This window comes from Aquabacterium sp., from assembly GCF_041909175.1.
Taxonomy (GTDB): domain Bacteria; phylum Pseudomonadota; class Gammaproteobacteria; order Burkholderiales; family Burkholderiaceae_C; genus Aquabacterium.
The window spans coordinates 379778-403891 of sequence record NZ_JAYRDZ010000003.1; the positions used below are offsets into that span (position 1 = coordinate 379778).

21 protein-coding genes are annotated in these 24114 nt (G+C 61.9%); 15 read left to right on the forward strand and 6 right to left on the reverse strand.

Annotated features, from left to right (window positions below):
• Positions 1-3: 3 nt before the first annotated feature.
• On the reverse strand, positions 4-543 hold the full coding sequence (locus tag ACE3PH_RS06850; RefSeq protein ID WP_374317250.1) for a DNA-deoxyinosine glycosylase: 540 nt from the start codon (positions 541-543) through the stop codon (positions 4-6).
• A 27-nt stretch (positions 544-570) separates the two neighbouring features.
• On the opposite strand from ACE3PH_RS06850, the gene ACE3PH_RS06855 reads away from it, so the two are divergent.
• The gene (locus tag ACE3PH_RS06855) at positions 571-1344 is read left to right on the forward strand and encodes a methyltransferase domain-containing protein (protein WP_374317251.1); all 774 of its coding nucleotides are present in this window, start codon (positions 571-573) and stop codon (positions 1342-1344) included.
• Positions 1341-3155 carry a GspE/PulE family protein gene (locus ACE3PH_RS06860; RefSeq protein ID WP_374317253.1) on the forward strand — a complete coding sequence of 605 codons (1815 nt, stop codon included), beginning with the start codon at positions 1341-1343 and terminating at the stop codon, positions 3153-3155. The genes ACE3PH_RS06855 and ACE3PH_RS06860 overlap by 4 nt, the downstream gene beginning before the upstream one ends.
• An 11-nt stretch (positions 3156-3166) precedes the next feature.
• Here the strand turns inward: ACE3PH_RS06860 and ACE3PH_RS06865 are convergent, their stop codons facing one another.
• Both ACE3PH_RS06865 and ACE3PH_RS06870 read right to left on the reverse strand, forming a co-directional pair.
• Positions 3167-5464, reverse strand: coding sequence for a sensor histidine kinase (locus ACE3PH_RS06865; RefSeq protein WP_374317254.1), 2298 nt, complete (start codon positions 5462-5464; stop codon positions 3167-3169).
• A 14-nt stretch (positions 5465-5478) separates the two neighbouring features.
• Complete coding sequence (locus tag ACE3PH_RS06870) at positions 5479-6192, reverse strand: LuxR C-terminal-related transcriptional regulator (RefSeq protein WP_374317255.1); 714 nt, start codon at positions 6190-6192, stop codon at positions 5479-5481.
• A gap of 164 nt (positions 6193-6356) precedes the next feature.
• On the opposite strand from ACE3PH_RS06870, the gene surE reads away from it, so the two are divergent.
• The 4 genes from surE to rlmD are packed head-to-tail and all read left to right on the forward strand — an operon-like array spanning position 6357 to position 10315.
• Entirely contained in the window at positions 6357-7106 is a 750-nt protein-coding gene (gene surE / locus ACE3PH_RS06875) for a 5'/3'-nucleotidase SurE (protein WP_374317256.1), read from the forward strand.
• Complete coding sequence (locus ACE3PH_RS06880) at positions 7103-7963, forward strand: protein-L-isoaspartate O-methyltransferase (protein ID WP_374317257.1); 861 nt, start codon at positions 7103-7105, stop codon at positions 7961-7963. The genes surE and ACE3PH_RS06880 overlap by 4 nt, the downstream gene beginning before the upstream one ends.
• 39 nt (positions 7964-8002) lie before the next feature.
• The gene (locus ACE3PH_RS06885) at positions 8003-8881 is read left to right on the forward strand and encodes a peptidoglycan DD-metalloendopeptidase family protein (RefSeq protein WP_374317258.1); all 879 of its coding nucleotides are present in this window, start codon (positions 8003-8005) and stop codon (positions 8879-8881) included.
• Positions 8882-8914: 33 nt separating this feature from the next.
• Positions 8915-10315, forward strand: coding sequence for a 23S rRNA (uracil(1939)-C(5))-methyltransferase RlmD (rlmD, locus tag ACE3PH_RS06890; RefSeq protein ID WP_374317259.1), 1401 nt, complete (start codon positions 8915-8917; stop codon positions 10313-10315).
• Positions 10316-10390: 75 nt separating this feature from the next.
• Here the strand turns inward: rlmD and ACE3PH_RS06895 are convergent, their stop codons facing one another.
• The 3 genes from ACE3PH_RS06895 to ACE3PH_RS06905 form a co-directional block, all read right to left on the reverse strand.
• The gene (locus ACE3PH_RS06895; RefSeq protein WP_374317260.1) at positions 10391-12133 is read right to left on the reverse strand and encodes a PhoH family protein; all 1743 of its coding nucleotides are present in this window, start codon (positions 12131-12133) and stop codon (positions 10391-10393) included.
• A gap of 256 nt (positions 12134-12389) precedes the next feature.
• Positions 12390-12869 carry a peroxiredoxin gene (locus ACE3PH_RS06900; protein WP_374317261.1) on the reverse strand — a complete coding sequence of 160 codons (480 nt, stop codon included), beginning with the start codon at positions 12867-12869 and terminating at the stop codon, positions 12390-12392.
• 103 nt (positions 12870-12972) lie between these two features.
• Positions 12973-13347: an Mth938-like domain-containing protein gene (locus tag ACE3PH_RS06905; protein ID WP_374317262.1), complete on the reverse strand. Its 375-nt coding sequence runs from the start codon at positions 13345-13347 to the stop codon at positions 12973-12975.
• 79 nt (positions 13348-13426) lie between these two features.
• Here ACE3PH_RS06905 and ACE3PH_RS06910 point away from each other — a divergent pair, with 79 nt between their 5' ends.
• The 9 genes from ACE3PH_RS06910 to ACE3PH_RS06950 all read left to right on the forward strand — a co-directional run bounded on the left by ACE3PH_RS06910 (position 13427) and on the right by ACE3PH_RS06950 (position 23992).
• A complete protein-coding gene (locus tag ACE3PH_RS06910) occupies positions 13427-14653 on the forward strand; it encodes a pyridoxal phosphate-dependent aminotransferase (protein WP_374317263.1) in 1227 nt (408 codons plus the stop codon).
• 22 nt (positions 14654-14675) lie between these two features.
• Positions 14676-16007: a homoserine dehydrogenase gene (locus ACE3PH_RS06915; protein ID WP_374317264.1), complete on the forward strand. Its 1332-nt coding sequence runs from the start codon at positions 14676-14678 to the stop codon at positions 16005-16007.
• On the forward strand, positions 16004-17425 hold the full coding sequence (thrC, locus tag ACE3PH_RS06920) for a threonine synthase (RefSeq protein ID WP_374317265.1): 1422 nt from the start codon (positions 16004-16006) through the stop codon (positions 17423-17425). Before ACE3PH_RS06915 ends, thrC begins: the two co-directional genes overlap by 4 nt.
• 8 nt (positions 17426-17433) lie before the next feature.
• Entirely contained in the window at positions 17434-18717 is a 1284-nt protein-coding gene (gene glp, locus ACE3PH_RS06925) for a gephyrin-like molybdotransferase Glp (protein ID WP_374317266.1), read from the forward strand.
• 10 nt (positions 18718-18727) lie between these two features.
• On the forward strand, positions 18728-18994 hold the full coding sequence (locus ACE3PH_RS06930) for a MoaD/ThiS family protein (RefSeq protein ID WP_374317267.1): 267 nt from the start codon (positions 18728-18730) through the stop codon (positions 18992-18994).
• 1 nt (position 18995) lies between these two features.
• The gene (locus ACE3PH_RS06935; RefSeq protein ID WP_374317268.1) at positions 18996-19511 is read left to right on the forward strand and encodes a molybdenum cofactor biosynthesis protein MoaE; all 516 of its coding nucleotides are present in this window, start codon (positions 18996-18998) and stop codon (positions 19509-19511) included.
• Positions 19512-19518: 7 nt separating this feature from the next.
• A complete protein-coding gene (locus ACE3PH_RS06940; protein ID WP_374317269.1) occupies positions 19519-20682 on the forward strand; it encodes a GGDEF domain-containing protein in 1164 nt (387 codons plus the stop codon).
• 116 nt (positions 20683-20798) lie between these two features.
• Complete coding sequence (gene clpB, locus ACE3PH_RS06945) at positions 20799-23393, forward strand: ATP-dependent chaperone ClpB (RefSeq protein ID WP_374317270.1); 2595 nt, start codon at positions 20799-20801, stop codon at positions 23391-23393.
• A 113-nt stretch (positions 23394-23506) separates the two neighbouring features.
• Positions 23507-23992, forward strand: coding sequence for a carbonic anhydrase family protein (locus tag ACE3PH_RS06950; protein ID WP_374317271.1), 486 nt, complete (start codon positions 23507-23509; stop codon positions 23990-23992).
• The last annotated feature ends 122 nt before the right edge of the window (positions 23993-24114 follow it).

The window sequence follows — 24114 nt, forward strand, 5'->3', positions numbered from 1 at the left end:
GCCTCATGACGCGACTCCGGCCATGCTGAAAACGGCGCGCCAGGCTTGCAGCTTGCGTTCGAATGACCATGTTGCATTGGCCGGGCTCGAAGATGGCAGCTTGTACACGGGCAAACCCAGGGCGCTGGTGATTTTCATGTGCCGTGCGGATTCGCCGCCGTTGTGCGCAATGGCGCGCAGACTGGGCGTTTGGGCGATGAGGCCTGCCAGATCATTCAACTCGGCGGCCTCGATGGCCGTGTCGAGGCTGCCTTCTCGTCGGCAGTTCGCATAGACGTCCCAGATGGCCACCCCATGGGCTTGCACCACGGGCAATCGCTGCGCATAGGGCAGGTTGCTCAAGGCCTGTTCACCAGTCAGCCCCCAGATGGCTGACAGCAGTGGCCAGAATTGATTGCGCGGGTGGGCGTAGTACTGCTGCGCAGCCAAAGAAGCCACGCTGGGAAAGCTGCCCAGAATGAGCAGTCGGGCATGGGGCCCCCACACCGGAGCCAAGCCCTGCAGGCGCGGCGCAAGGGTGTTGCGGGATGAAGTGCGAACCATGCCCGCGACTGTGCCACACTCGCCTGCGTGAAACGCCGACCTACCTTGCCTGATGCCACGATCTCCGAAGAACGTGGCGTGCGCTACCTCCACCTCGAAACACCCTGGATCCAGGGGGCCATGCGAATTCGCCAGCCTCAGAAGCTGGAGCTTGAGTACATCCAGCGCATGATGTCGTGGCTTCTGTTGCGAGATCCCGTGTCATTGGCGGAGACCCGCTGCCTGCAACTGGGCTTGGGCGCAGCAGCCATCACCAAGTATTGCCACAGCGTCTTGCGGCTGCCGACCACGGCGGTGGAGATCAATCCGCAAGTGATTGCTGTATGCCGAAACTGGTTTCATCTGCCGGAGGATGACGAGCGCCTGAGTGTCATCCAGGCTGACGCCGCACGCTATGTGAACAACGATGCCCATGTGGCCAGTGCGGACGCCGTGTGCATCGATCTTTACGATCACGAAGCTGCCAGCCCGGTGCTGGATGATGAGTCGTTTTACCAGGCGTGCTGGCGGGTGCTCGATGATGGCGGCGTCATGACCGTCAACCTGTTTGGCCGAGACGCCAGTTTTGACCGCAGTGCCGCGCGCATCCAGGCTGCTTTTGGCGAACACCGAGTCGCCAGACTGAAGCCGACGACAGACGGCAACACCATCGTGCTGGCCTGGAAGGGCTTTGACTTGCCAGACCGAGAGACGCTGCTTCAACGTGCGGAAACTTTACAGGCGCGCTATCAATTACCTGCGCCAAAATGGGTCAAGCTTCTGTCCACGTTTCAGCCCGCTCAGCGTACCGCCTCGACATGACCGCCGCTTCCTCGTCTTTCGCTGCCCAAGCCCAGCCTCATTCCCGTCGTGCCAGTCTGCCCAAAGGGCCACTGGACTGGAAGCACCTGCTGGCCTGGCTGGTTGCTGACGGGTTGATTCCGGCGAAGGAGGCCGAGCGCGTGGCGCAGCGCTTTGCCGCGGGGGACAGCGCCCAGCATCCGCTGGTTCGCCTGGCTGCCATGGGCCTCAAGCGTGCCGACAATGGAGCGGTGCTGGAGCTGGAGCCCCTGACCGAGTGGTTGGCAACTCACCTGGGCTTGCCCTACCTGCGCATCGACCCCCTCAAGGTCGACGTGGCCCGGGTGTCAGAAGTCATGTCGATCACCTATGCCGAGCGGCGCAAGGCGCTGCCGGTGCAGGTCGGGCTCACCGAAATCACCATTGCCACCTGCGAGCCGCTTGATGTCGACTGGCTGGATGAAATCCTCGCCCACACCAAAAAGACGGTGAAGCTGGCTGTTGCCAGTCCGCTTGATCTCCAGCGCTTCCGCACCGAGTTCTACACCCTCGCACGCTCGGTGCGCGAGGCCAACAAGCGCACCGGGGACACCGTGGCGCACAACTTCGAGCAACTGGTCGAACTGGGGCGCACCAATCGACAGCTCGATGCCAATGACCAGGGCATCATTCAGGTGGTGGACTGGTTGTGGCAGTACGCCTTTGACCAGCGGGCTTCCGACATCCACATCGAGCCCCGTCGCGAAATGGGCGCCATCCGTTTCCGGATTGATGGCGTGTTGCATACCGTCTACCAGGTGCCGCTGTCGGTGATGCAGGCCATGACCGCGCGCATCAAATTGCTTGGGCGCATGGATGTGGTCGAGAAGCGCCGGCCGCTGGATGGCCGCATCAAGACCCGCAACCCCGGTGGTGACGAGGTGGAAATGCGCTTGTCGACCATGCCGACCGCCTTTGGCGAAAAGCTGGTGATGCGGATTTTCGACCCGGACAACACGGTCAAATCGCTTGAAGCGCTGGGCTTTGCGCAGTCCGAGCAGCAGATCTGGGAGCAACTGGTCTCGCGGCCGCACGGCATCATCCTGGTGACCGGGCCAACCGGTTCGGGCAAGACCACCACGCTGTACTCCACCCTCAAGCGACTGGCGACTGAAGAGGTCAATGTCTGCACGGTGGAAGACCCGATCGAAATGATCGAGCCCTCGTTCAACCAGACGCAGGTGCAGCCTGCCATCGACCTCAATTTCGCGGAGGGTTTGCGCGCCTTGATGCGGCAAGACCCCGACATCATCATGATCGGCGAGATCCGGGATCTGGAAACCGCCGAAATGGCCATCCAGGCCGCGCTCACCGGCCACCTGGTGTTCTCCACACTGCACACCAACGATGCGGTCTCGGCCATCACCCGGCTGACCGACATTGGCGTGGCGCCGTATCTGATCAGTGCAACCGTGATCGGCGTGCTGGCCCAGCGTCTGGTGCGGACCCTGTGTCCATCGTGCCGGCAGCCGGATGATGCCTTGTCATCCGAGACCATGGCTGACGCCATCAAGCCCTGGCGCATGAACGGCACCTTGCACCCTTACAAGCCCGTGGGCTGCCTGGATTGCCGCATGACTGGCTTCAAGGGGCGGGTGGGGCTGTACGAGATGTTGCCTGTTTCGGACGCCATGCGTGCGGCCATGCATCCCACGGTGGACATGGCGAAGCTGCGTCAGACTGCGGCGCAGGAAGGCTTGAGGCCGCTGCGTCTGTCCGGGGTCATGAAGGTGGCCGAGGGCCTGACCACACTGGACGAGGTGTTGCGCAATACACCGCAGTGGGAAAGCTGAGCCGGCAGAGATCAGTTGCCGTGTGTCAGCGGCGCATTCACCGGGCACAGTGAAAACGCGGGCACCTTGACCTCGCAACGTATGCCTTTGGGTTGTGCGTCCTGCCAGACGACGATTCCCCCCAATTGCTTGACGCGCTTGCGAACGCCGCCCAGGCCCAGTCCGTGTGACCAGTTCTGCGGGGCGCTACCCACACCGTTGTCCGATACGCTCAGGGTCAGGCAATCATCCTGAAACTGCAGGTCTACGCGCACCTGTTTTGCCTTGGCGTGGCTGATGGTGTTGTTCACCAGCTCGCGCAGGATCCGGGTCAGCGCTGACCACTGCACCATCGTGAGGGTGACATCGTGGTCTATGGCCATTTGCCATACCAGCTCGCAGTGCACCGAGCTCAGTCGCTGACTCAGGTCGCGCTTCCACTCGCCCGCCGCCTCGTTGAGCGTATGGCTTTGAGCCGCCAGACCGCGGGTCAGCGTCTTGAGATCCTGCAGGGTGTGGCGGATGTACTCCTCTATGCCCGAGTTGGGCGCCTGGTACATCAGCGTCAGCAGTCGGGCGCCGATGTCGTCATGCAGGTCTTGTGCAATGCGCAAGCGCTCCTCTGAGCGGCCTTGTTCCACAGCTTGGTCGAAGTTGAGCGCGCGCCCCAGTTGGTCGATGACCCGGTCTGCCAGTCGTGCGTCTTCCGAGGTGAACAGCCTCAGGCCTTTGCCCGCATGCTTGAGCAGCAGGATCTCGTCGACATGGGATGCATTGCGCAACGACGGCATGGGCATCAGCAGCACGGAGCCATTGCCGCGCAACTCGGCCTGCGCCAGTTTGCCCCTGACCACGGCGGTATCGAGCGGTTCAAACAGCTCCTGCATGAGGCCGAGCAACAACGGCGGCAGACGGTCCGGGTGTGCTTCGAGCTCTCGGGCGATGCGGTAGAGCCGCTCGAACAGCCGCTCCATGGTGATCGGATCTCGTCCGGGCATGCGGCTGATCAACCAGCGGCGAACACTGACGTAGCTGCCAAACGCCAGAAACAGAGACAGTGTCATCGAGGTGAACTGCCCCAGAGAAAACACGGCCACGAAGAGCAGATCCATGGAGGCGGCCACGGTACTCGATGCAGCCAGCATCGAAAACTCCTGAAGAATGCGCTTCGATCTGGACAGATAGGGGGCCAGGAGCAACTCGGAGGCAAAAAACACATGCCACGTCATCACCCCGTACGTGGCGATATTGAGTTGCATGTCGGGCCGGGTGCTGCCCATCGAGACAGACAGAAGCAACAGGCACCAGGTGCCCAATGAAATCAGCCCGAAGCGTTGCAGGATCAGCGTGAAGGGGTGGGGGTTCACTTTCAGTGATCGATGCAGCAGCCAGAGCGTGATCAAACCGATCGCAATGCCTCCACCATGAACCCACAACCAGCTTCCCTGAGAGGGCAGGCCCATGCTGAGCCAGGCCATGACGGCTGCTGTGACCCAGCCGCCCGCAATCACCCATGGCCAGTTTTGCACCTTGCGAGGGTGCAGCATGGCAATTTGCACAATAGCGCCGGCACTGATGGCGTCCATCACGGCACGCACGGATGCGTCCAGGGGAATGAACCAGTCAGGCAGGAAAATGTCGAGGTTGTGCTCAACCGCGATGAACATCAACTGTGTCGCCTGACACATTGTGAGAATGAAGAACGCGACATTCCGCCACTGCGGTCCGGCGAGCACCACCACCCACCCAACCGAAAAGAGTGTCAAGGCCAGCAGGGCGAGCAGCCAGAACAGGGGGTTCAGGCCGGACCACCCCCGACGTTGCAGCACAATGGGTTCGTCAGGTGTGTCAACCAGCCCTAATTGGAGCAGCACCTGGTTGGATGCTGCGGCCTGACTGACCCGGTTGATGGCCTCGTGCAGGGTGGTGAAGCGTGCACGGGCCTGTGGAGAGCTGATCCAGTAGGACGAGCGATGCAGTGCCAGCACGTCGATGGCGGCAGCCAGCGTCACAGGCTCCTCATCCACGGCCGGGATGGTGACGCGAATGGCTTCGACGAGATGACCTTCCAGCCGCTGCAGTGCGGGGTTGTCGACGGTCTGAATGCGAACTTGGCCGTTTGCTGTAGGCTTCAATGTCAAGGGCAGGCGAGGCTGGCTGGTCAACCAGTGAGCAGCCAGGAACACTGCCGCACACCCGGTGAGCACCGCCACCACGAGCAGGCGCAGCCGCCAGCCCATCCACTTGGGTAACTCCTGCTTGCCTCTCAGAACCTCGTCGAGGGTAGGCAAGGTTCCCGCACTGTAGGGTGTTGAGTCTGCGGCAGCCATGGCTGCTCCCCTGCTCAGACCAGCCCTTGCTTGCTGGCCAGTACGGCAGCTTCGGCTCGGCTGGAGACGTTCAGCTTCTTGTAGATCGACTTGATGTGGTCATTCACCGTGAACCACTTGATGCCCATCAGAGATGCAATTTCCTTGATGGTGAAGCCCTTGCTGAGGTAGGTCAGTACCTCACTCTCGCGCGGCGTCAGCCGCTCGTAGTCTGGCTGCGGGGCTGGTTGTGGTGGATTCACCGGAGCCGCCATGCTGGCCGACGGCAACTGCGGGTCGGCTGTTCGGAAGTGGGTCAGCAGCCTCCGCGCAATCGCAGGGGACAGGGGCGGTTGGCCTCGGACAATTTTTTGCAGTTCCTCTACCAGCACCTCGAAGCGGTCCTCCTTGAGCAGGTAGCCATCTGCGCCACATTGCAGTGCAGGGAACAGGTGCTCATCGTCCGAGTACAAGGTGGTCACGATCCGCGTGGCGGGGTATTGGGACAACTCCTGCAGCAACTCCAAGCCGCTGCCATCTGGCAACTCCAGGTCGACCAGGATCAGTTGATACGGGTCATCCGCGCGGGCGGGCCGGCCGCCAGCGGTGTGGCCCAGCAAGCGACGTGCGGCTTCCAGATCTCCTGCCTCGGTGATGCTGCTGATATCACTGAAACTTTCCTTCACCACACGGCACAGGAATCCCCGGGCAACGGGGTTGTCTTCGAGGATGAGAACCTTGACGGCCATGGGGTGAGCTCCCGAAAGCGGACAGCGCAGATGGTGGTGGATGAACGGGGGCCTCACCCGAGGTGGAGGCAAACTTAGCGGGATTATCCAGTTTCTGCGCGTCAATGCGGTGAAATGGCCTAAATGGCTCCCAGGCTTAGGGGGGCGCTTCTACAATCAAGCTCATGCACATCCTGATTGCCAACGACGACGGGTACCTGGCTCCCGGCATTGAAGCCCTGGTCAAGGCCTGCGAAGGCCTGGGCACGCTCCATGTCTTTGCGCCTGAACGCAATGCCAGCGGCACGTCCAATTCGCTGACTCTGCACCAGCCCTTGACGGTTCACAAGGCCGCCAACGGCTTCCGTTTCGTGACAGGCACGCCGTCAGACAGCGTTCATCTGGCCCTGACTTCCGGGCTGATTCCCAAGCCAGATTTGGTCTTGTCCGGCATCAACAACGGCGCCAACATGGGTGATGACACCCTGTACTCTGGCACGGTGGCCGCAGCAACCGAGGGTTTCCTGTTTGGCATCCCCGCAATCGCGTTTTCCCTGACGGACAAAGGCTGGGCACATCTGGACGCCGCTGCACGTGTGGCCCGTCGCATTGTCGAGTCGGTGCTGGCCAGCCCGCCAGCAAGCAGTCCCTGGCTGCTCAACGTCAACATGCCGCCACTGCCTGACTTGGATCAGGCTCCCTGGCAGATCACCCGCCTGGGTCGGCGTCATGCGAGCTTTCCCGCCATTGCGCAAACCAACCCCCGAGGCGAACCCATCTACTGGATCGGGCCCGCGGGCGAGGTCCGTGATGACGGCGAGGGCACCGATTTCCAGGTCACCCGTGCCGGTGGCGTGTCCATCACCCCATTGCAGGTCGACATGACCCACCACGCCGGGTTGCCAGGTTGGCAGCAATGGTTGGGTAAGCCATGAGCGAACACGGCAACCCTCGCAAAGGCGGCCGGTTTCCCTTGCGGCTGGATCAGGTTGCATCGGCCCCCAAACCGGCAGCCCCGCGGGAGTTGCTGCGCCCGCAAGCACACCTGCAGGCGGTGGAGCGTGAGCGTCGGGTGCAGGGGGGGCAGACGCCCCAAGGCGTGGGCCTGGACTCGATACATGTGCGCCGTCGCATGGTCGAGCGTTTGCGGGCGGATGGCCTGTCCCACCCCCTGGTGCTGGATGCCTTTGCCCGTTTGCCGCGACACCTGTTCGTGGACACGGCGCTGGTCAACCAGGCCTACGAAGATACCAGCCTGCCCATCGGTCTGGGGCAGACCATCTCCAAACCCTCTGTGGTCGGGGCGATGGTGGCTTTGCTGTGCGCTCGCCCCGGCTTGCGCGTTCAATTGGACCAGGGCAAGCCATTGGGCAGCTGCCTTGAAATCGGCACAGGCTGTGGTTACCAGGCCTCTTTGCTGGCGCTCATGGCCCGGCAGGTGGTGTCCGTCGAGCGGCTGCGCGATCTGCATCTGAAGGCGCGGCAGAACATTGATACCTTGCGACGCAACGAGCCTGGATGGCCGGACGTCCGTCTGGTGTATGGTGATGGCATGCTCGGGCATCCGCCTCAGGCGCCTTACGACACCATCATTGCTGCGGCCGGCGGGTCCCAGTTGCCTCAGGCCTGGCTTGATCAGCTTGCACCCGGTGGCAGGCTGGTCGCGCCGACGGCGCACCCCGGTGGAGCCGGGCAGGTGTTGACGGTCGTGGACCGCCACGCAGATGGGCGTCTGGAGCAGACCGTATCCGGTGCCGTGCTGTTTGTACCTCTAAAATCGGGCATCACCTGAATGCTCACAATGCACAACATGTCGAATTCCAGGTTGTTGATGAGCGCCGCTGTCTTGCTGGCGCTGGCGGGCTGCGCATCCCAAACTCACCGCGCGCCTGTTGAAGACCGATCCAAGGCTGCCGGTGGCAGCTCGTCCGCTCCGAACCGTCTGCCACCAGGCGCCGAAAACGCTGGCAAGCCTGGTTATTACACGGTCAAACCGGGCGACACGCTCATCCGCATCAGTCTTGAAACAGGCCAGAACTGGCGAGACCTGGCCAGCTGGAACAGTCTGGACAATCCCAATCTGATCGAGGTGGGCCAGGTACTGCGTGTCGTGGCGCCTGCCTCCGAGGCGTCGGCGTCCAGCTCTTCGTCGGGTACCAAGGCGATTGCATCGCCTCGCATCGAGGCCCGCACGGTCGACTCGTCGAGCAAGCCAGCTTCAGCGGCCAGCAAGCCCGCAGGCAGCAGCTCCAGTGCCTCGTCGGCGTCTGCGGCCAGTAGTGCGGCTGCATCCTCGTCCAGTGCATCGTCTGACACCAAGGACACCCCGGCGCGCGATGCCGACGAGCCGAACTGGCAATGGCCGGCCAGCGGGCCCATCATTGGCAACTTCGAAGAAGGCAAGCGCAAGGGTCTGGTCATTGGCGGCAAGGCGGGGGACCCGATCTTTGCTGCGGCCGATGGTCGCGTCGTGTATGCCGGTTCTGGCTTGCGCGGCTATGGCAACCTCATCATCATCAAGCACAACGCGGACTACCTGACCGCTTACGCGCACAACCAGACCTTGCTCGTCAAGGAAGACCAGACCGTGCGCAAGGGGCAGAAAATCGCTGAAATGGGCTCGACTGATGCAGATCGCGTGCAGTTGCACTTCGAGATCCGCAAGCAGGGCAAGCCGGTTGATCCTGCACGTCAGTTGCCTTCGCGCTGATTTTTCGCAGGCGGGTCCTGCGACAATCGGGGGATGAGTGAAACGAATGCATCCCCCGAGGTGCCGGTTCCTCCTGGTGAGGAATGGCTGAAAGTAGAGTCCCTGGATCTGGAAGCCCAGGGTGTGGCGCACCGTGCCGATGGCAAGGTCGTCTTCATCGAAGGCGCGCTGCCCGGCGAAGAAGTGCGTGTGCAGGTGAGCCGTCGCAAGAATAACTGGGAGCAGGCCAGCATCACCGAGATGCGCTGTGAAAGTGCCCAGCGGGTGCGCCCTCAGTGCGAGTTTTTTGGTCTGTGTGGCGGCTGCAAGATGCAGCATTTCCAGGCCTCAGCCCAGGTGGCTGTCAAACAGCGCGTGCTGGAAGACAACCTCTGGCATCTGGGCAAGGTCAAGCCTGAAACCTTGCTGCGCCCGATTGAAGGGCCCGCTTGGGGCTACCGCTACCGCGCCCGTTTGTCGGTGCGCTATGTGGCCAAGAAGGACACCGTGCTGGTGGGCTTTCACGAACGCAAGTCCCGCTATGTGGCGGACATCCGCTCGTGCGAAATCCTGCCGCCTCACGTGTCCCGCCTGCTGATGCCCTTGCGTCAGTTGATCGGTTCGATGGCCGAGCGTGATCGCCTGCCGCAGATCGAGGTAGCGGTGGGCTCGCAGGTGACCGCGCTGGTTCTGCGTCACCTCGAGCCATTGGGCGCCGGCGACATCCAGAAGCTGCGTGACTTTGCCGCTGAGCACAGCACCTGGCAGGATGGGCGCTTTCCGATTGCCTGGTGGTTGCAGCCCAAGGGGCCGGACACCGTGGCGCCGCTCGATGCTGACGCGCCTGGGCTGGATTACCAATTGCCCGAGTTCGGCGTCACCATGCCGTTCAAGCCGACTGACTTCACACAGGTGAACCATGCCATCAACCAGGTGTTGGTGGGGCGTGCCCTGCGCTTGCTGGGTGTGCAGTCACAAGAGCGCGTCATTGACTGGTTCTGTGGTCTTGGCAATTTCACCTTGCCGCTGGCTACCCAGGCGCGTGAGGTGCTGGGCATCGAAGGCAGCGAGCAGCTGGTGGCGCGCTCGCGTGAAAACGCCCGCTTCAACGGCTTGGCTGAGCGCACCAGTTTCGTGGCTCGTAACCTGTTCGAAATCACCCCGCAGGAATTGGCCAGCTACGGTCATGCGGACAAATGGCTGGTCGATCCGCCACGGGAAGGGGCATTTGCGCTGGCCAAAGCCGTGGCTGATCTGCATCAGGATCCCAGCCTGGTGCCAGACTGGGTGCCACCCCAGCGCATTGTCTACGTCAGCTGCAACCCGGGCACGCTGGCACGTGATGCCGGCTTGCTGGTGCATCAAGGGGGCTACCGTTGCGTGGCCGCCGGTGCAGTGAACATGTTCCCCCATACCGCGCACGTTGAAAGCATGGCGGTGTTCGAGCGGGCTTGAATGGCGGGCTCTGTGCCATCCGCATGAAAAAAGGCCGGGGGAGTCCCGGCCTTTTTGTTGTGGGGTGTGACGGACTCAGAGCACTTCCGAGGCGTAGTCGGCCAGGCGTGAGCGCTCGCCGCGTGCCAGCGTGACGTGCCCGCTGTGCGGCCAACCCTTGAACTTGTCGACGGCATAGGTCAGGCCCGAGCTGCCTTCAGTCAGATAAGGCGTGTCGATCTGAGCCAGGTTGCCCAGGCAGATGATCTTGGTGCCTGGGCCTGCGCGCGTGATCAGGGTCTTCATCTGTTTGGGCGTGAGGTTTTGCGCCTCGTCGATGATCACGATCTTGTTCAGGAAGGTGCGCCCGCGCATGAAGTTCAGGCTCTTGATCTTGATCTTGCTGCGCACCAACTCGTTGGTGGCGGCACGGCCCCACTCGCCAGCACTGTTGTCGCTGCGTGCCAGGACTTCCAGGTTGTCGTCCAGCGCGCCCATCCAGGGCGACATCTTCTCTTCTTCCGTGCCCGGCAGGAAGCCGATGTCTTCACCCACCGGCACCGTCACCCGGGTGACGATGATCTCGGTGTAACGGCGCTCGTCAAGTACCTGGCTCAGGGCCGAAGCCAGCGTCATCAGGGTTTTGCCGGTACCGGCCGAGCCAGTCAGCGTCACGAAGTCGCATTCCGGGTCCATCAGCAGGTTGAGCGCGAAGTTCTGCTCGCGGTTGCGTGCCGTCACGCCCCACACCGAGTTCTTCAGGTTGCTGTAGTCCTTCAGGGTGCGCAGCACCGCGGTTTTGCCGGTGATCTCGGCCACCTTGCCATACCAGGGGGTGGCACCGGGCGACTCGAAGTAGACAAACTGGTTGACCAGCAGGGCAGGGACCGTGGGGCCGCTGATGCGGTAGTAGGTCGAGCCGTTTTGCTGCCAGCTTTCCATGCCCTTGGCGTGGCGCTCCCAGAAATCGGCCGGCAGGGCCATGACACCCGTGTAGAGCAGGTCGCCGTCTTCCAGTGCCTTGTCGTTGAAGTAGTCTTCAGCCGGCAGACCCAGGGCGCGAGCCTTGATGCGCATGTTGATGTCTTTCGACACCAGGCTCACTTCGCGGCCAGGGTGCTGGTCACGCAGGGCCTGCACCACACCCAGGATCTGGTTGTCGGCCTTGCCTTGCGGCAGACCCGTTGGCAATTGCACATCCAACCCGACGGTCTGGAAGTACAGCTTGCCGCCGGCTTCCTTGTGGCCGGTCTTGGCCAGTTCGATGCCTTCGTGCGGATCCGACTGGGAGCGGTGGCTCATGTCGGCCGCCAGGGCGTCCAGTTCACGGCTGACCTGGCGGGCATTGCGCGCCACTTCGGTCATGCCCTTCTTGTGGCCGTCCAGCTCTTCGAGCGTGATCATCGGCAGATAGATGTCGTGCTCTTCGAAGCGGAACAGCGACATCGGGTCGTGCAGCAGCACGTTGGTGTCGAGCACGAACAGCTTGACCGGGCCTGCCGGGCCCTTGCGGCGGCGCGTCGGGCCCGATGTGGTGAGTTGAGGCGCGGTGGCCGGTGCCACAGCAGGTGCAGCAGGCGCCTCAACCGTTTTCTCGGCGCGAACCGGTGTGGTGCGGGTCTTCTTCGACACAGCCGGTTTGACGACAGCAGGTTCTGCCACGGGGGCAAGGGTCTTGACCGGTTCTTTGCTCACCAGTTCGAGAACGGGTGGGCTGCTTGTCTTGGCCGACGCCGAGGCACCTGTGCGCCCAGCGGTCTTGGCTGGTTTGGGCTGGGACGTGAAGTCCTCGGCACTCAGCATGTCAGCTCTTTTGGCAGGTGGCTTGGGAAGAGGCATGGTGTTTTCCGATCAAGGAAAGGCACAAACAAAAAGGCCGCACAGCGTACCGTGCGGCCTCACACTGAACGGACAGGGAGAAGTCAGCCTGTCGGGGTTCGGAAACTGGACTGAGTCGGGAAAAGCTCAGATGCATGAAGCTCATTATGCATACTCCATGCCCGCAGAAAGCAGGTGTCGACGTCGTGCAACACCCGTGGCTTCACCAAATGAAAAGAGCGCCCGAAGGCGCTCCTGGAACCGAGCTGATGGGCTATCAGGCGGCTTCTTGCTTCAGCGATTTCACGGCAGTCAGCACGTCATCGACGTGGCCGGCCACCTTCACGCCACGCCATTCTTCACGCAGAACGCCGGTGGCATCGATGAGGAAGGTGCTGCGTTCGATGCCTTTGACCTTCTTGCCGTACATGATCTTGTTTTTGACCACGCCGAACATGTGACACATCTTTTCTTCCGTGTCAGCAATCAGTTCGTAGGGCAGTTCGAGGTTACCCTTGAACTTGTCGTGCGAGGCCAGGTTGTCGCGTGAAACCCCGAACACCACAGCGCCAGCCTTGACGAATTCCTTGTGCTTGTCACGGAATTGCATGGCTTCGGTGGTACACCCCGGGGTGTGATCCTTGGGGTAGAAAAACAGCACGACGGTCTGGCCGATGAAGGCCTGCGGTGTGAATTTCACTCCACCCGTGGCGACAGCTTCAATTTCGGGCAGCGGTTTGTTGAGGGCGGGTGTCATGTGTTTACGAGTGATCAGCCTGCTTGAACAACCTGCGATTATAAAGTGGGATTGGCTTGTTCCATAACTGAAGCGTTGTTTCCCCCATGTGAACGGGTGGGGGTCAGGTCGTGGTCAGCAGGGCAGCGACCACACGTCGCCCTTCGCCGACCAGGATGTTGTAAGTGCGGCAGGCGGCCGGGGTGTCCATGGTTTCAATGCCGATGCGCGCCTTCATCAGGGCGCCCAGCAGGGCGGGCGGGGCAAATCGCAGGCGCGTGCCGCTGCCGAAAATCACCACTTCGGGTTGCAAGGCCACCAATTGGGCGAAGTGTGCCTCGGTCAGGTCCTCCAGTGAGGCAGGCCCCCATGCCACCGGGGTGCCGGTGGGGGGCACGATCACGCTGCCCACATGGGGCTGGCCGTTGATGGAGATGCTCTCATTCGTGTAGGCGTTGATGATGTTCACGCCTTCGGCACGGTCTGCGTGGAGTTTCATGGGGCTGAGGGGTAGGGGCTGTGGTTAAATTCTATCTTTGGCCTCTCCAGGCCATCTTTTCCTGTACGGAGACATTGTTTTGAAGCCGATTGCCAAATCCAGCAAGCTAGCCAACGTTTGTTATGACATCCGCGGGCCTGTGCTGGAAAAGGCGCGCCAGATGGAAGACGAGGGGCAGAAGATCATCAAGCTCAACATCGGCAACCTCGCCGTGTTCGGGCTGGAGCCGCCTGACGAGATCGTGCAGGACATGATCCGCAACCTGCCCAACGCCGCTGGCTACACCGATTCCAAAGGCCTGTTCGCGCCGCGCAAGGCCGTGGTGCACTATTGCCAGGAAAAAGGCATCAAGGGCGTGTCGGTAGACGACGTCTATCTGGGCAATGGCGCGTCCGAGTTGATCGCCATGGCGTTCAATGCGCTGCTCAACGATGGCGATGAAGTGCTGCTGCCGGCGCCTGATTACCCGCTGTACACCGCTGTGGTGTCCTTGTCGGGTGGCCGCCCGGTCCACTACATGTGCGACGAGCAGAACGAATGGAACCCGGATCTGGACGACATCCGCGCCAAGATCACGCCGCATACCAAGGCCATCGTTGTCATCAACCCGAACAACCCGACTGGTGCGCTGTACCCGGAAAACATCCTCAAGGGCATCATCGAGATTGCCCGCGAGCATGAACTGATCGTCTTCGCCGATGAAATCTATGACAAGACGCTCTACGACGGCAATGTGCACACCAGCATGGCCTCGCTGGCCGATGACGTCTGCTTCGTCACCTTCAACGGCCTGAGCAAGAACTACCGCTCCTGCGGCTACCGTGCTGGCTGGATGGTGGTGTCCGGCGAAAAGCGCCACGTCAAGGACTACATCGAAGGCCTGAACATGCTGGCCTCCATGCGCCTGTGCGCTAATACGCCGGGCCAGTTGGCCATCCAGACGGCGCTGGGCGGTTATCAGAGTATCAAGGATCTGGTCGTGCCCTCGGGGCGCCTGTGCCGCCAGCGTGACCTCGCCTACGAGTTGCTGTCGCAGATTCCAGGCGTCAGCGTGGTCAAGCCCAAGGGCACGCTCTACATGTTCCCGCGGCTTGATCCCAAGATGTACCCCATCACCGACGACCAGCAGTTTGCATACGAGCTGCTGGCCGAAGAAAAGGTGCTGATCGTGCAGGGCACCGGCTTCAACTGGCCGCACCCGGATCACTTCCGCCTGGTCTTCCTGCCCAACAGCGATGACCTGACCGAAGCCATCGGTCGCATTGCCCGCTTCCTCGACGGCTACCGCAAACGCCACTCTTCCTGATTTCTAGAAGCTTCACCATCTCATGAGCCAAGACAACCAAAAACCTGTTCGCGTCGGCCTGCTGGGCATCGGCACTGTTGGCAGCGGCACGTTTACCGTTCTGACCCGCAACCAGGAAGAAATCCGTCGCCGCGCTGGTCGTGGCATTCAGATCAGCATGGTGGCTGATCTGAACACCGCTCGCGCCAAGGAAATCGTCGGCGATGCCGCCCAAGTGGTGGCCGATGCGCGCGACGTGATCGCCAATCCGGATATCGACGTGGTGGTCGAGCTCATCGGTGGCTACGGCATTGCCAAGGCGCTGGTGCTGGAAGCCATTGCGGCCGGCAAGCACGTGGTCACGGCCAACAAGGCCCTGCTGGCTGTGCACGGCACGGAAATCTTCGCTGCTGCCCGCGAAAAGGGTGTGATGGTGGCGTTTGAAGCCGCCGTGGCCGGTGGCATTCCCATCATCAAGGCCCTGCGTGAAGGCTTGACTGCCAACCAGATCCAGTGGGTGGCCGGCATCATCAACGGCACAACCAACTTCATCCTGTCCGAAATGCGTGACAAGGGCCTGGACTTCGATGTGGTGTTGAAAGAAGCTCAGCGACTGGGCTACGCCGAAGCCGACCCGACCTTCGACATCGAAGGGGTGGACGCGGCGCACAAGGCCACGCTGCTGAGCGCCATTGCATTCGGTATTCCCGTGCAGTTCGATAAAGCGCACGTGGAAGGCATCACCAAGCTGTCCGCCACCGACATCAAGTACGCTGAGCAACTGGGCTACCGCATCAAGTTGCTGGGCATTGCCCGTCGCCGCGACAACGGTGTGGAGCTGCGCACCCATCCCACGCTGGTGCCGATGAAGCGCCTGATCGCCAATGTGGAAGGCGCCATGAACGCCGTGCTGGTGCAAGGCGATGCCGTGGGCACCACCATGTACTACGGCAAGGGTGCGGGCTCTGAGCCCACCGCTTCCGCAGTGGTGGCCGACCTGGTGGACATCGCCCGCCAGATCGTCGCACCGGCTGCTTCGCGCGTGCCGGCGCTGGCCTTCCAGCCTGATGCCATGTCGACCCTGCCCATCCTGTCGCTCGACGAAGTCGTGACCTCGTTCTACTTGCGCCTGCGCGTGGCCGACAAGGCTGGTGTACTGGCCAAGATCACGGGCATCCTGGCTGAGCAGGGCATCAGCATCGATGCGGTCATCCAGCGTGAGGCCGATGAGGTTAGCGAAGGCAGCCAGACCGATCTGATCATCCTGACCCACGAAACTGTGGAAGGCCGCATGAACCTGGCCATCGCCGCCATGCAGTCGCTGCCGACGGTGCTCGCTCCGATTGTCAAGCTGCGCAAGGAAGAGCTGGCATGAAGTACATCAGCACCCGCGGCGATCAAACCCAGCGCAGCTTTTCCGAGATCCTGCTCGAGGGCCTGGCGCCGGACGGCGGCCTCTATCTGCCCGTGTCCTACCCCAAGGTAGATGCCGCCACGCTCGCCAAGTGGCGCGGCTTGTCTTACGCCGAGCTGGCGTTCGAGATCCTGTCGCTCTACATCGACGACATCCCGGCTGCTGACCTGAAGGACATCACGGCCCGCACCTACAACAAGTCGGTGTATGGCTTTGACGAAATCACCCCGCTGAAGCCGCTGGAGCCTGGTCTGGCTCTGGAGGCCTTGTCCAATGGCCCCACGCTGGCCTTCAAGGACATGGCCATGCAGCTGTTGGGCAACCTGTTCGAATATGAACTGGGTCGCCGTGGCGAGCAACTCAACATACTGGGCGCCACTTCGGGCGACACCGGTAGCGCGGCCGAATACGCCATGCGTGGCAAAAAGGGCGTGCGGGTGTTCATGCTGTCGCCGCATGGCCGCATGAGTCCCTTCCAGCAGGCCCAGATGTTCAGCCTGCAAGACCCGAACATCCACAACATTGCCGTCGAAGGCGTGTTCGACGACTGTCAGGACATCGTCAAGGCCGTCTCCAACGACCTCGACTTCAAGCGCAAGTACAAGATCGGCACGGTCAACTCGATCAACTGGGCCCGTCTGCTGGCCCAGGTTGTCTACTACTTCGCTGGTTACTTCTACGCCACCCAGTCCAATGCCGAGAAGGTCAGCTTCACGGTGCCGTCTGGCAACTTCGGCAACGTCTGTGCCGGTCACGTGGCCCGCATGATGGGTTTGCCGGTGGACCAGCTCGTGGTGGCTACCAACGAAAACAACGTGCTCGACGAATTCTTCCGCACCGGCACCTACCGCGTGCGCGGCAGCGCCGAGACCTACGAGACCTCATCGCCGTCGATGGACATCTCCAAGGCGTCGAACTTCGAGCGCTTCATGTTCGATCTGCTCGGTCGCGATGCCGCTCGTACCAAGTTCCTGTTCAAGGACGAGGTCGAGCAACGCGGGGTGTTCCAGGTGTCGCCGGAAGAGTTCGCCCGCATCGCGCAGTATGGTTTCGTGTCCGGCAGCAGCAAGCACAGCGACCGTCTGGTCACCATCAAGGACACCTTTGATCGCTTCGGTCTGATGATCGACACCCACACGGCCGATGGTCTGAAGGTGGCCCGTGAGCACGTCAAACCCGGTGTGACCATGCTGGTGCTGGAAACCGCGCTGCCAGCGAAGTTTGCCGAGACCATTCAGGAAGCCACGGGTCGCTTGCCCGAGCGTCCGCACTGGATTGCGGGCCTCGACGGACTGGAAGACTTGCCCAAGCGCTTCACGGTGCTGCCGGCTGATACCGAGATGGTGAAGAGCTACGTGGTGCGCCACTGCCAGGACTGAGTTGAGACATGACCAAGCCAGCGCCCAAGCCCCTGTTGCCGCTGGATGAGGCTTTGGCCTCGCTCCATGCGGTGGTCTATGCCCATGTGGCTGGCCAACCGGCCGGCCACGTCTTGCAAAGTGAGCAGGTGGACAGCTTCGACGCCCTTGGCCGTGTACTGGCTCACAAGCTGGTGTCGGGTGTCAATGTGCCGCCCGCAGACAACAGCGCCATGGATGGCTATGCGGTGCGTTGTGCCGATCTGCCCTCCGAAGGCGTGGTGCTGCCCCAGGCGCAACGCATTGCCGCCGGGCAGGTGGGCGCTGTGGTGGCCCCCGGCACCTGTGCCCGCATCTTCACCGGGGCGCCAGTTCCTCCGGGTGCCGACGCGGTCATCATGCAGGAGCAGACCGATGTCACTCCGGAAGGTGTGCGCTTTGCCGTTGTGCCAAAGCTTGGGCAAAACATCCGCCGATGCGGCGAAGACATTGGCTCTGGGCAGGTCGTGCTGCGTGATGGTGTGCGCTTGACACCGGCAGCATTGGGTGTGGCGGCCTCGGTCGGGGCCGATACCCTGTCGGTCTACCGCCGCCCTCGGGTGGCGGTGCTGACAACTGGCAATGAGCTGGTGATGCCCGGCAAGCCCTTGCCACCTGGGGCGATCTACAACTCCAACCGCCACACGCTGCGCGGGCTGATCCAGGCCACGGGTGCTGATCATGCCGATCTGGGTATCGTGCCAGATGACCTGGCGACCACCCGCGCGCGCTTGCGTGAAGCGGCCGAACAGCACGACGTCATTGTGACAAGCGGCGGTGTCTCGGTGGGGGAAGAGGATCACCTCAAAGCTGCCGTGGAAGCGGAAGGTGAGTTGCACTTCTGGCCCTTGGCCATCAAGCCAGGCAAGCCCTTTGTTTACGGGCGCATCCGCCGTACCGATGGCAGCCATGCGTTTTATTTTGGGTTGCCGGGTAACCCGGTCGCCAGTTTCGTGACCTTCCTGTTGCTGGTGCGACCCGTTCTGGGCCTGTTGTCCGGAGAAGGCTGGAAGCTGCCGGTAGCCACCCCGGCTCGGGCTGATTTTGAGTGGCCCAAGGCAGACAAGCGCCGCGAGTTCATCCGCGTGCGCCGCAATGCCGAGGGTGGGCTCAGCCTGTACCCCAATCAGGGCTCCGGTGTGTTGACCTCGGCTGTCTGGGCGGATGGTCTGGTTGACCTGGCGCCTGGCATGACGGTCAAGTCCGGGGATGCAGTTCCATATGTGCCGCTGACCGAATGGTTGCAGCCGGCCGCGTCCCAGCGACAGGACTGAGGAATCATCGATGAAAGTCGAAGTACGTTATTTTGCTCAGGTGCGCGAAGCCCTGGGCACCGGTGAGTCATTGTCATGGGCAGACGATGCCCCTGACTGCCCTCGGACAGTTGGACAATTGCGGTCCTGGCTGATCGCACGATCGGCGCGTCATGCCGAGGCGCTGGATCTGTCCATCCCGCTGCGCGCTGCGTGCAACCAGTTCATGTGTCACGCCGACGAAGCCTTGCCTGATGGCGCCGAGGTGGCGTTCTTCCCGCCTGTTACCGGTGGCTGAGATGGGGATCGACCAGACACTGCCGCGTGTCAGCATCCAGACGGCTGACTTTGACGTCTCGGCCGAGGTGGCTGCGCTTCGGGCTCAGGATGACCAGATCGGGGCCGTTGTGAGTTTCATCGGTACGGTGCGTGAGTGGCTGGACAACCCGCAAGGGCAGCCTTCCGCGCTGGAGTTGGAGCACTACCCTGGCATGACCGAGTCCTCCATCGAGGCCATGATCGATGAGGCTTGTCGGCGCTTCGATCTGCGCGCGGTGCGGGTGATCCACCGTGTGGGCCTGCTGCCAGTTGGTTCTCAGATCGTGCTGGTGGTGACAGCCAGCGGCCACCGCGGCCAGGCATTTTCAGGATGTGAATTTTTGATGGACTGGTTGAAGACCCAGGCGCCATTCTGGAAAAAAGAGATCTCTGCCGAGGGAAAACGATGGGTGGAAGCCAAGGCCAGCGACGATGAAGCGCTGGCTCGTTGGGGTACATTGCCGGGCGTTCAGTCCGGCAACGTTTCTTCACCCTGACAGGCTCATGCTCGCCATCGATATTCCCAGCTGTTATGTCCTGGCCGGTGTGGGCTCCTTGGTCGGCTGGGGGCTGATCGCGCATATCCAGACCGATCAGCACCGTGTAGCCTATGCGCTGGGCTTGTATCGCAGAGCGTTTCTCTGCCTGAGCGGGCTGGCCTTGATCATGTTCACGCCCGTCGCTTGGCTCCCGATGGTCACGAAAGGCGCCATCGGGCTCGCAGGCATGGGCCTGGGCTTGCTGGCTTGGGCGTTTCGCCAGCTGAATGGCCGCCGTACCGCACCGTGGTTCGGGCGGGTCGTCATCTGGTTGATCGGATTGGCCTTGTGGTCAGCTGCCTGGGCGTCTGACGGGTATTACGTCCAGTGCCTGGCCTTGGTGTTTTGCGCGGTCAGTCTGGCCTTGCTGCTGGACCAGGGCTGGCTTATTTTGCGCAGTGCCCGAGTCAGTCCGAGTGAGTTGTCCCTGCTGGTGGTGGCGGGGCTGTTTGCCTTGCATTGGGTGATTGTGGCCGGCTATGCCTTCACAACAGGGGGGCCATATCCGCCAGACTGGCTGCACAGCCCAGCGTGGCTGCGCCCCTGGAGCGGGGTGGCCCTGGCGCTGTTGCCGCTGTCGGTGGCCTCCGTGGTATTTGCCATCATCAACGAGCGTCTGTCCCAGCAGTTGCGTGCCCGAGCCCTGTCAGATGACTTGACAGGGGCTTTGTCCCGGCGGGGCTTGCGTGAGCTGGGTGAGCGCATGCTCGCCTTGCAGGCCCATCGCCCGAGCATGCTGGCTGTCCTGATGCTCGATATCGACCATTTCAAACAGGTCAACGACGAGTTTGGTCATCAGGTGGGTGACGATGTCCTGAGGCACGTGACCCAGGTGATCCGGGAGCGGCTGCGGCCCGACGCCTTGCTGTCGCGGTACGGCGGCGAAGAGTTCATCGTGCTGCTGCCTGTGCAGAGTCAGCCTGAGGCGGCTGCCGCGGCCGAACGTTTGCGCGCACTGGTTGAAAATGCATTGTGTTCAACGAAATTCGGCAAGGTTCGCGTGACCGTGTCGATCGGTGTCAGCCTGCACGAGCCACATCGCTCATTGGATCAGGACATCAGCCAGGCCGATGCCCACCTCTACGAGGCCAAGCGCCAAGGGCGCAATCGGGTGGTCATTCAGGCTTGATGCCCTTTGCTTGACCTCTATCAAGCACTCGGGTGTCTTGAAATCTCGATGGCCCGCCCCATCTGCATGAGCAATCGGCCCCAACTGATCTGGGGCCTCCCTTTTGAGGAGTGCTCATGCGACTCGACAAACTCACGACGAAATTTCAGGAAGCGCTGACCGAGGCTCAGAGCCTGGCGGTGACGCGCGACAACCCCTATATCGAACCGTCTCACCTGCTGCTGGCCATGCTGCAGCAGGAAGAAGGCCCGCGTGCGCTGCTTGAGCGAGCGGGCGTCAAGGTGCCAGGCCTGATCTCGGCGCTGGAAAAACAGCTCGACAAGCTGCCGCAGGTGCAAGGCGGCGAACAGGTGCAAGCCGGTCGCGACCTCATCAGCCTCCTGCAAGGCGCCGAAAAAGAAGCCCACAAGGCAGGTGACCCCTATATTGCCAGTGAGATGTTCCTGCTGGCGCTGGCCGATCACAAGGGTGACACGGCCGTACAGGCTCGCGATTTTGGTCTGAACCGCAAATCGCTGGAAGCCGCTGTCAAAGCTGTTCGTGGAGATCAGAAGGTGGACAACCCCGAAGCCGAAGGCCAGCGTGAGGCCCTGAAGAAATACACCCTGGACCTGACTGAGCGCGCTCAGGCCGGCAAACTCGACCCGGTCATCGGCCGTGACGAAGAAATTCGCCGTGCCATTCAGGTGCTGCAGCGTCGCTCCAAGAACAACCCCGTGCTCATCGGTGAGCCGGGTGTGGGCAAGACTGCCATCGTGGAAGGTCTGGCTCAGCGCATCGTCTCCGGTGAGGTGCCTGACTCGCTCAAGAACAAGCGCGTGCTGGTGCTGGACATGGCTGCGCTGCTGGCCGGGGCCAAGTACCGTGGCGACTTCGAAGAACGTCTGAAGAACGTGCTCAAGGAAGTGGCCAAGGACGAAGGCCAGACCATCATGTTCATCGACGAGATCCACACCATGGTGGGCGCCGGCAAGGCCGACGGTGCCATGGATGCCGGCAACATGCTCAAGCCCGCCCTGGCGCGCGGCGAGTTGCACTGCATTGGCGCCACCACGCTCGACGAATACCGCAAGTACATCGAAAAGGATGCCGCGCTGGAGCGCCGTTTCCAGAAGATCCTCGTGGGTGAACCGACCGTCGAGGCCACCATCGCCATCCTGCGTGGCTTGCAGGAAAAGTACGAAGTGCACCATGGCGTCGAGATCACCGACCCGGCCATTGTGGCGGCGGCCGAGCTCTCCAACCGCTACATCACCGATCGCTTCCTGCCTGACAAGGCCATCGACCTGATCGACGAGGCCGCTGCCAAGATCAAGATCGAGATCGACTCCAAGCCCGAGGCGCTGGATCGCCTGGACCGTCGCCTGATCCAGCTGAAGATCGAGCGCGAGGCCGTCAAGCGTGAGCGTGACGAGGCATCGCAAAAGCGCTTCGAGCTGATCAACGAAGAAATCGCCAAGCTGCAAAAGGAATACGCCGACCTCGAAGACATCTGGAAGGCAGAAAAAGCCCAGGCCCAAGGTTCAGCCACGGTCAAGGAAGAGATCGACAAGATCAAGTTCCAGATCGAGGAGTTCAAGCGCAAGGGGGACTTCAACAAGGTGGCCGAGCTCCAGTACGGCAAGCTGCCTGAGCTGGAAAAGCGCCTCAAGGATGCCCAGGAAAAAGAGTCTGCCAAGGGCAAGGCTGGCGACAAGCCGCAGTTGCTGCGCACCCAGGTGGGCGCCGAGGAAATCGCCGAAGTGGTGGCGCGTGCCACCGGCATTCCCGTGTCCAAGCTGATGCAGGGCGAGCGCGACAAGCTGCTGACCATGGAAGACAAGCTGCACGAGCGTGTGGTGGGTCAGGACGAGGCCATTGTGGCCGTGTCCGATGCCATCCGTCGCTCACGTGCCGGCCTGTCTGATCCGAACCGCCCCTATGGCTCTTTCCTGTTCCTGGGCCCCACGGGCGTGGGCAAGACCGAGCTGTGCAAGGCGCTGGCCGGCTTCCTGTTCGACAGCGAGGAGCACCTCATCCGCATCGACATGAGCGAGTTCATGGAAAAGCACTCGGTGAGCCGCCTGATTGGCGCCCCTCCGGGGTACGTGGGCTATGAAGAGGGCGGCACCCTGACCGAAGCCGTGCGCCGCAAGCCGTACAGCGTGGTGCTGCTCGACGAAGTCGAAAAGGCCCACCCTGATGTCTTCAACGTGCTGCTGCAGGTGCTCGACGACGGTCGCCTGACCGATGGCCAAGGCCGCACGGTGGACTTCAAGAACACGGTGATCGTGATGACCTCGAACCTGGGTTCGCACCACATCATGCAGATGGCAGGGCAGCCGGCCGAGGACATCAAGGATGCAGTCTGGGGTGAGGTCAAGCAGCACTTCCGTCCCGAGTTCCTGAATCGGATCGATGAAGTGGTCGTGTTCCACGCACTGGATCAGGCCCACATCGAGTCGATCGCGAAGATCCAGCTCAAGTCGCTGGATGCGCGCTTGACGCAGATGGACATGAAGCTCGACGTGTCGCCCGAAGCCTTGGCCGAACTCGCCAAGGTCGGTTTCGACCCGGTGTTCGGGGCGCGCCCACTCAAGCGCGCCATCCAGCAGCGCATCGAGAATCCGCTGTCCAAGCTGATCCTGCAAGGCAAGTTCGGACCGAAGGATGTGATCCCCGTCCAGGTGGATGCGTCTGGCGAGTTCCAGTTCGGGCGCACCGTGCACTGAAGCGGTATTTCGCCACGGGGGCGCCTTCGTGCGCCCCTTTGCGCTTGATCAGAGATGATCGAGGGGAATATCATGGTTGTCCCAAAAAACAAGCCGAAAGGCTGAGGACGCCCATGATCTCTACCCTCATTTCTCGCTCGTTGATGGCCGTATCCGTGATGGCTGGGCTAGCGAGCCAGCAGGCCATGGCTGCCCACTGGGAGTACAAAGGTGAGCACGGCGCATCCCATTGGGCCGAGGTTGACCCGGCATTCAAGGAATGTGCGCTGGGGCAGCATCAGAGCCCTGTCGACATCGTCAAAACTGACAAGGTGGCGTTGCCTGCGCTTCAGTTTGACTACAAGGCCGGCGCGCCCGTCATCTGGAACAATGGCCATACCGTGCAGGTGAACGTGCCGGCAGGCAGCAAGCTGACCGTTGGCGACCAAACCTACGATCTTCTTCAGTTCCATTTTCATGCGCCCAGTGAAGAGGCTTTCAATGGCAAGCGCTACCCCATGGTGGCGCACCTGGTCCACAAGACCGCATCTGGTCAATTGGGTGTGGTGGCTGTCCTGATCCGCGCCGGCAAGCCCAACACTGCCTTGGCGCCGATTTGAAGCGCCCCGGGTTTCGCAGAGGCCAGTTGGTTTAAGTCAGACGGTCGCGGCCTGACCAGCGCGTTGTTGGTGGTAGTTTGCCTCGAACTCTGCGGGCGGGACATTACCAAGTGGCCCCATCA

What these genes read in the sequence shown, in the direction of transcription:
- ACE3PH_RS06850 (WP_374317250.1), bottom strand. Translation starts at nt 543, where the DNA reads ATGGTTCGCACTTCATCCCGCAACACCCTTGCGCCGCGCCTGCAGGGC.
- ACE3PH_RS06940 (WP_374317269.1), top strand. Translation starts at nt 19,519, where the DNA reads ATGCTCGCCATCGATATTCCCAGCTGTTATGTCCTGGCCGGTGTGGGC.
- ACE3PH_RS06900 (WP_374317261.1), bottom strand. Translation starts at nt 12,869, where the DNA reads ATGACACCCGCCCTCAACAAACCGCTGCCCGAAATTGAAGCTGTCGCC.
- ACE3PH_RS06950 (WP_374317271.1), top strand. Translation starts at nt 23,507, where the DNA reads ATGATCTCTACCCTCATTTCTCGCTCGTTGATGGCCGTATCCGTGATG.
- ACE3PH_RS06895 (WP_374317260.1), bottom strand. Translation starts at nt 12,133, where the DNA reads ATGCCTCTTCCCAAGCCACCTGCCAAAAGAGCTGACATGCTGAGTGCC.
- ACE3PH_RS06885 (WP_374317258.1), top strand. Translation starts at nt 8,003, where the DNA reads ATGAGCGCCGCTGTCTTGCTGGCGCTGGCGGGCTGCGCATCCCAAACT.
- ACE3PH_RS06860 (WP_374317253.1), top strand. Translation starts at nt 1,341, where the DNA reads ATGACCGCCGCTTCCTCGTCTTTCGCTGCCCAAGCCCAGCCTCATTCC.
- ACE3PH_RS06870 (WP_374317255.1), bottom strand. Translation starts at nt 6,192, where the DNA reads ATGGCCGTCAAGGTTCTCATCCTCGAAGACAACCCCGTTGCCCGGGGA.
- surE (WP_374317256.1), top strand. Translation starts at nt 6,357, where the DNA reads ATGCACATCCTGATTGCCAACGACGACGGGTACCTGGCTCCCGGCATT.
- clpB (WP_374317270.1), top strand. Translation starts at nt 20,799, where the DNA reads ATGCGACTCGACAAACTCACGACGAAATTTCAGGAAGCGCTGACCGAG.
- thrC (WP_374317265.1), top strand. Translation starts at nt 16,004, where the DNA reads ATGAAGTACATCAGCACCCGCGGCGATCAAACCCAGCGCAGCTTTTCC.
- ACE3PH_RS06935 (WP_374317268.1), top strand. Translation starts at nt 18,996, where the DNA reads ATGGGGATCGACCAGACACTGCCGCGTGTCAGCATCCAGACGGCTGAC.
- ACE3PH_RS06930 (WP_374317267.1), top strand. Translation starts at nt 18,728, where the DNA reads ATGAAAGTCGAAGTACGTTATTTTGCTCAGGTGCGCGAAGCCCTGGGC.
- ACE3PH_RS06865 (WP_374317254.1), bottom strand. Translation starts at nt 5,464, where the DNA reads ATGGCTGCCGCAGACTCAACACCCTACAGTGCGGGAACCTTGCCTACC.
- rlmD (WP_374317259.1), top strand. Translation starts at nt 8,915, where the DNA reads ATGAGTGAAACGAATGCATCCCCCGAGGTGCCGGTTCCTCCTGGTGAG.
- glp (WP_374317266.1), top strand. Translation starts at nt 17,434, where the DNA reads ATGACCAAGCCAGCGCCCAAGCCCCTGTTGCCGCTGGATGAGGCTTTG.
- ACE3PH_RS06880 (WP_374317257.1), top strand. Translation starts at nt 7,103, where the DNA reads ATGAGCGAACACGGCAACCCTCGCAAAGGCGGCCGGTTTCCCTTGCGG.
- ACE3PH_RS06905 (WP_374317262.1), bottom strand. Translation starts at nt 13,347, where the DNA reads ATGAAACTCCACGCAGACCGTGCCGAAGGCGTGAACATCATCAACGCC.
- ACE3PH_RS06915 (WP_374317264.1), top strand. Translation starts at nt 14,676, where the DNA reads ATGAGCCAAGACAACCAAAAACCTGTTCGCGTCGGCCTGCTGGGCATC.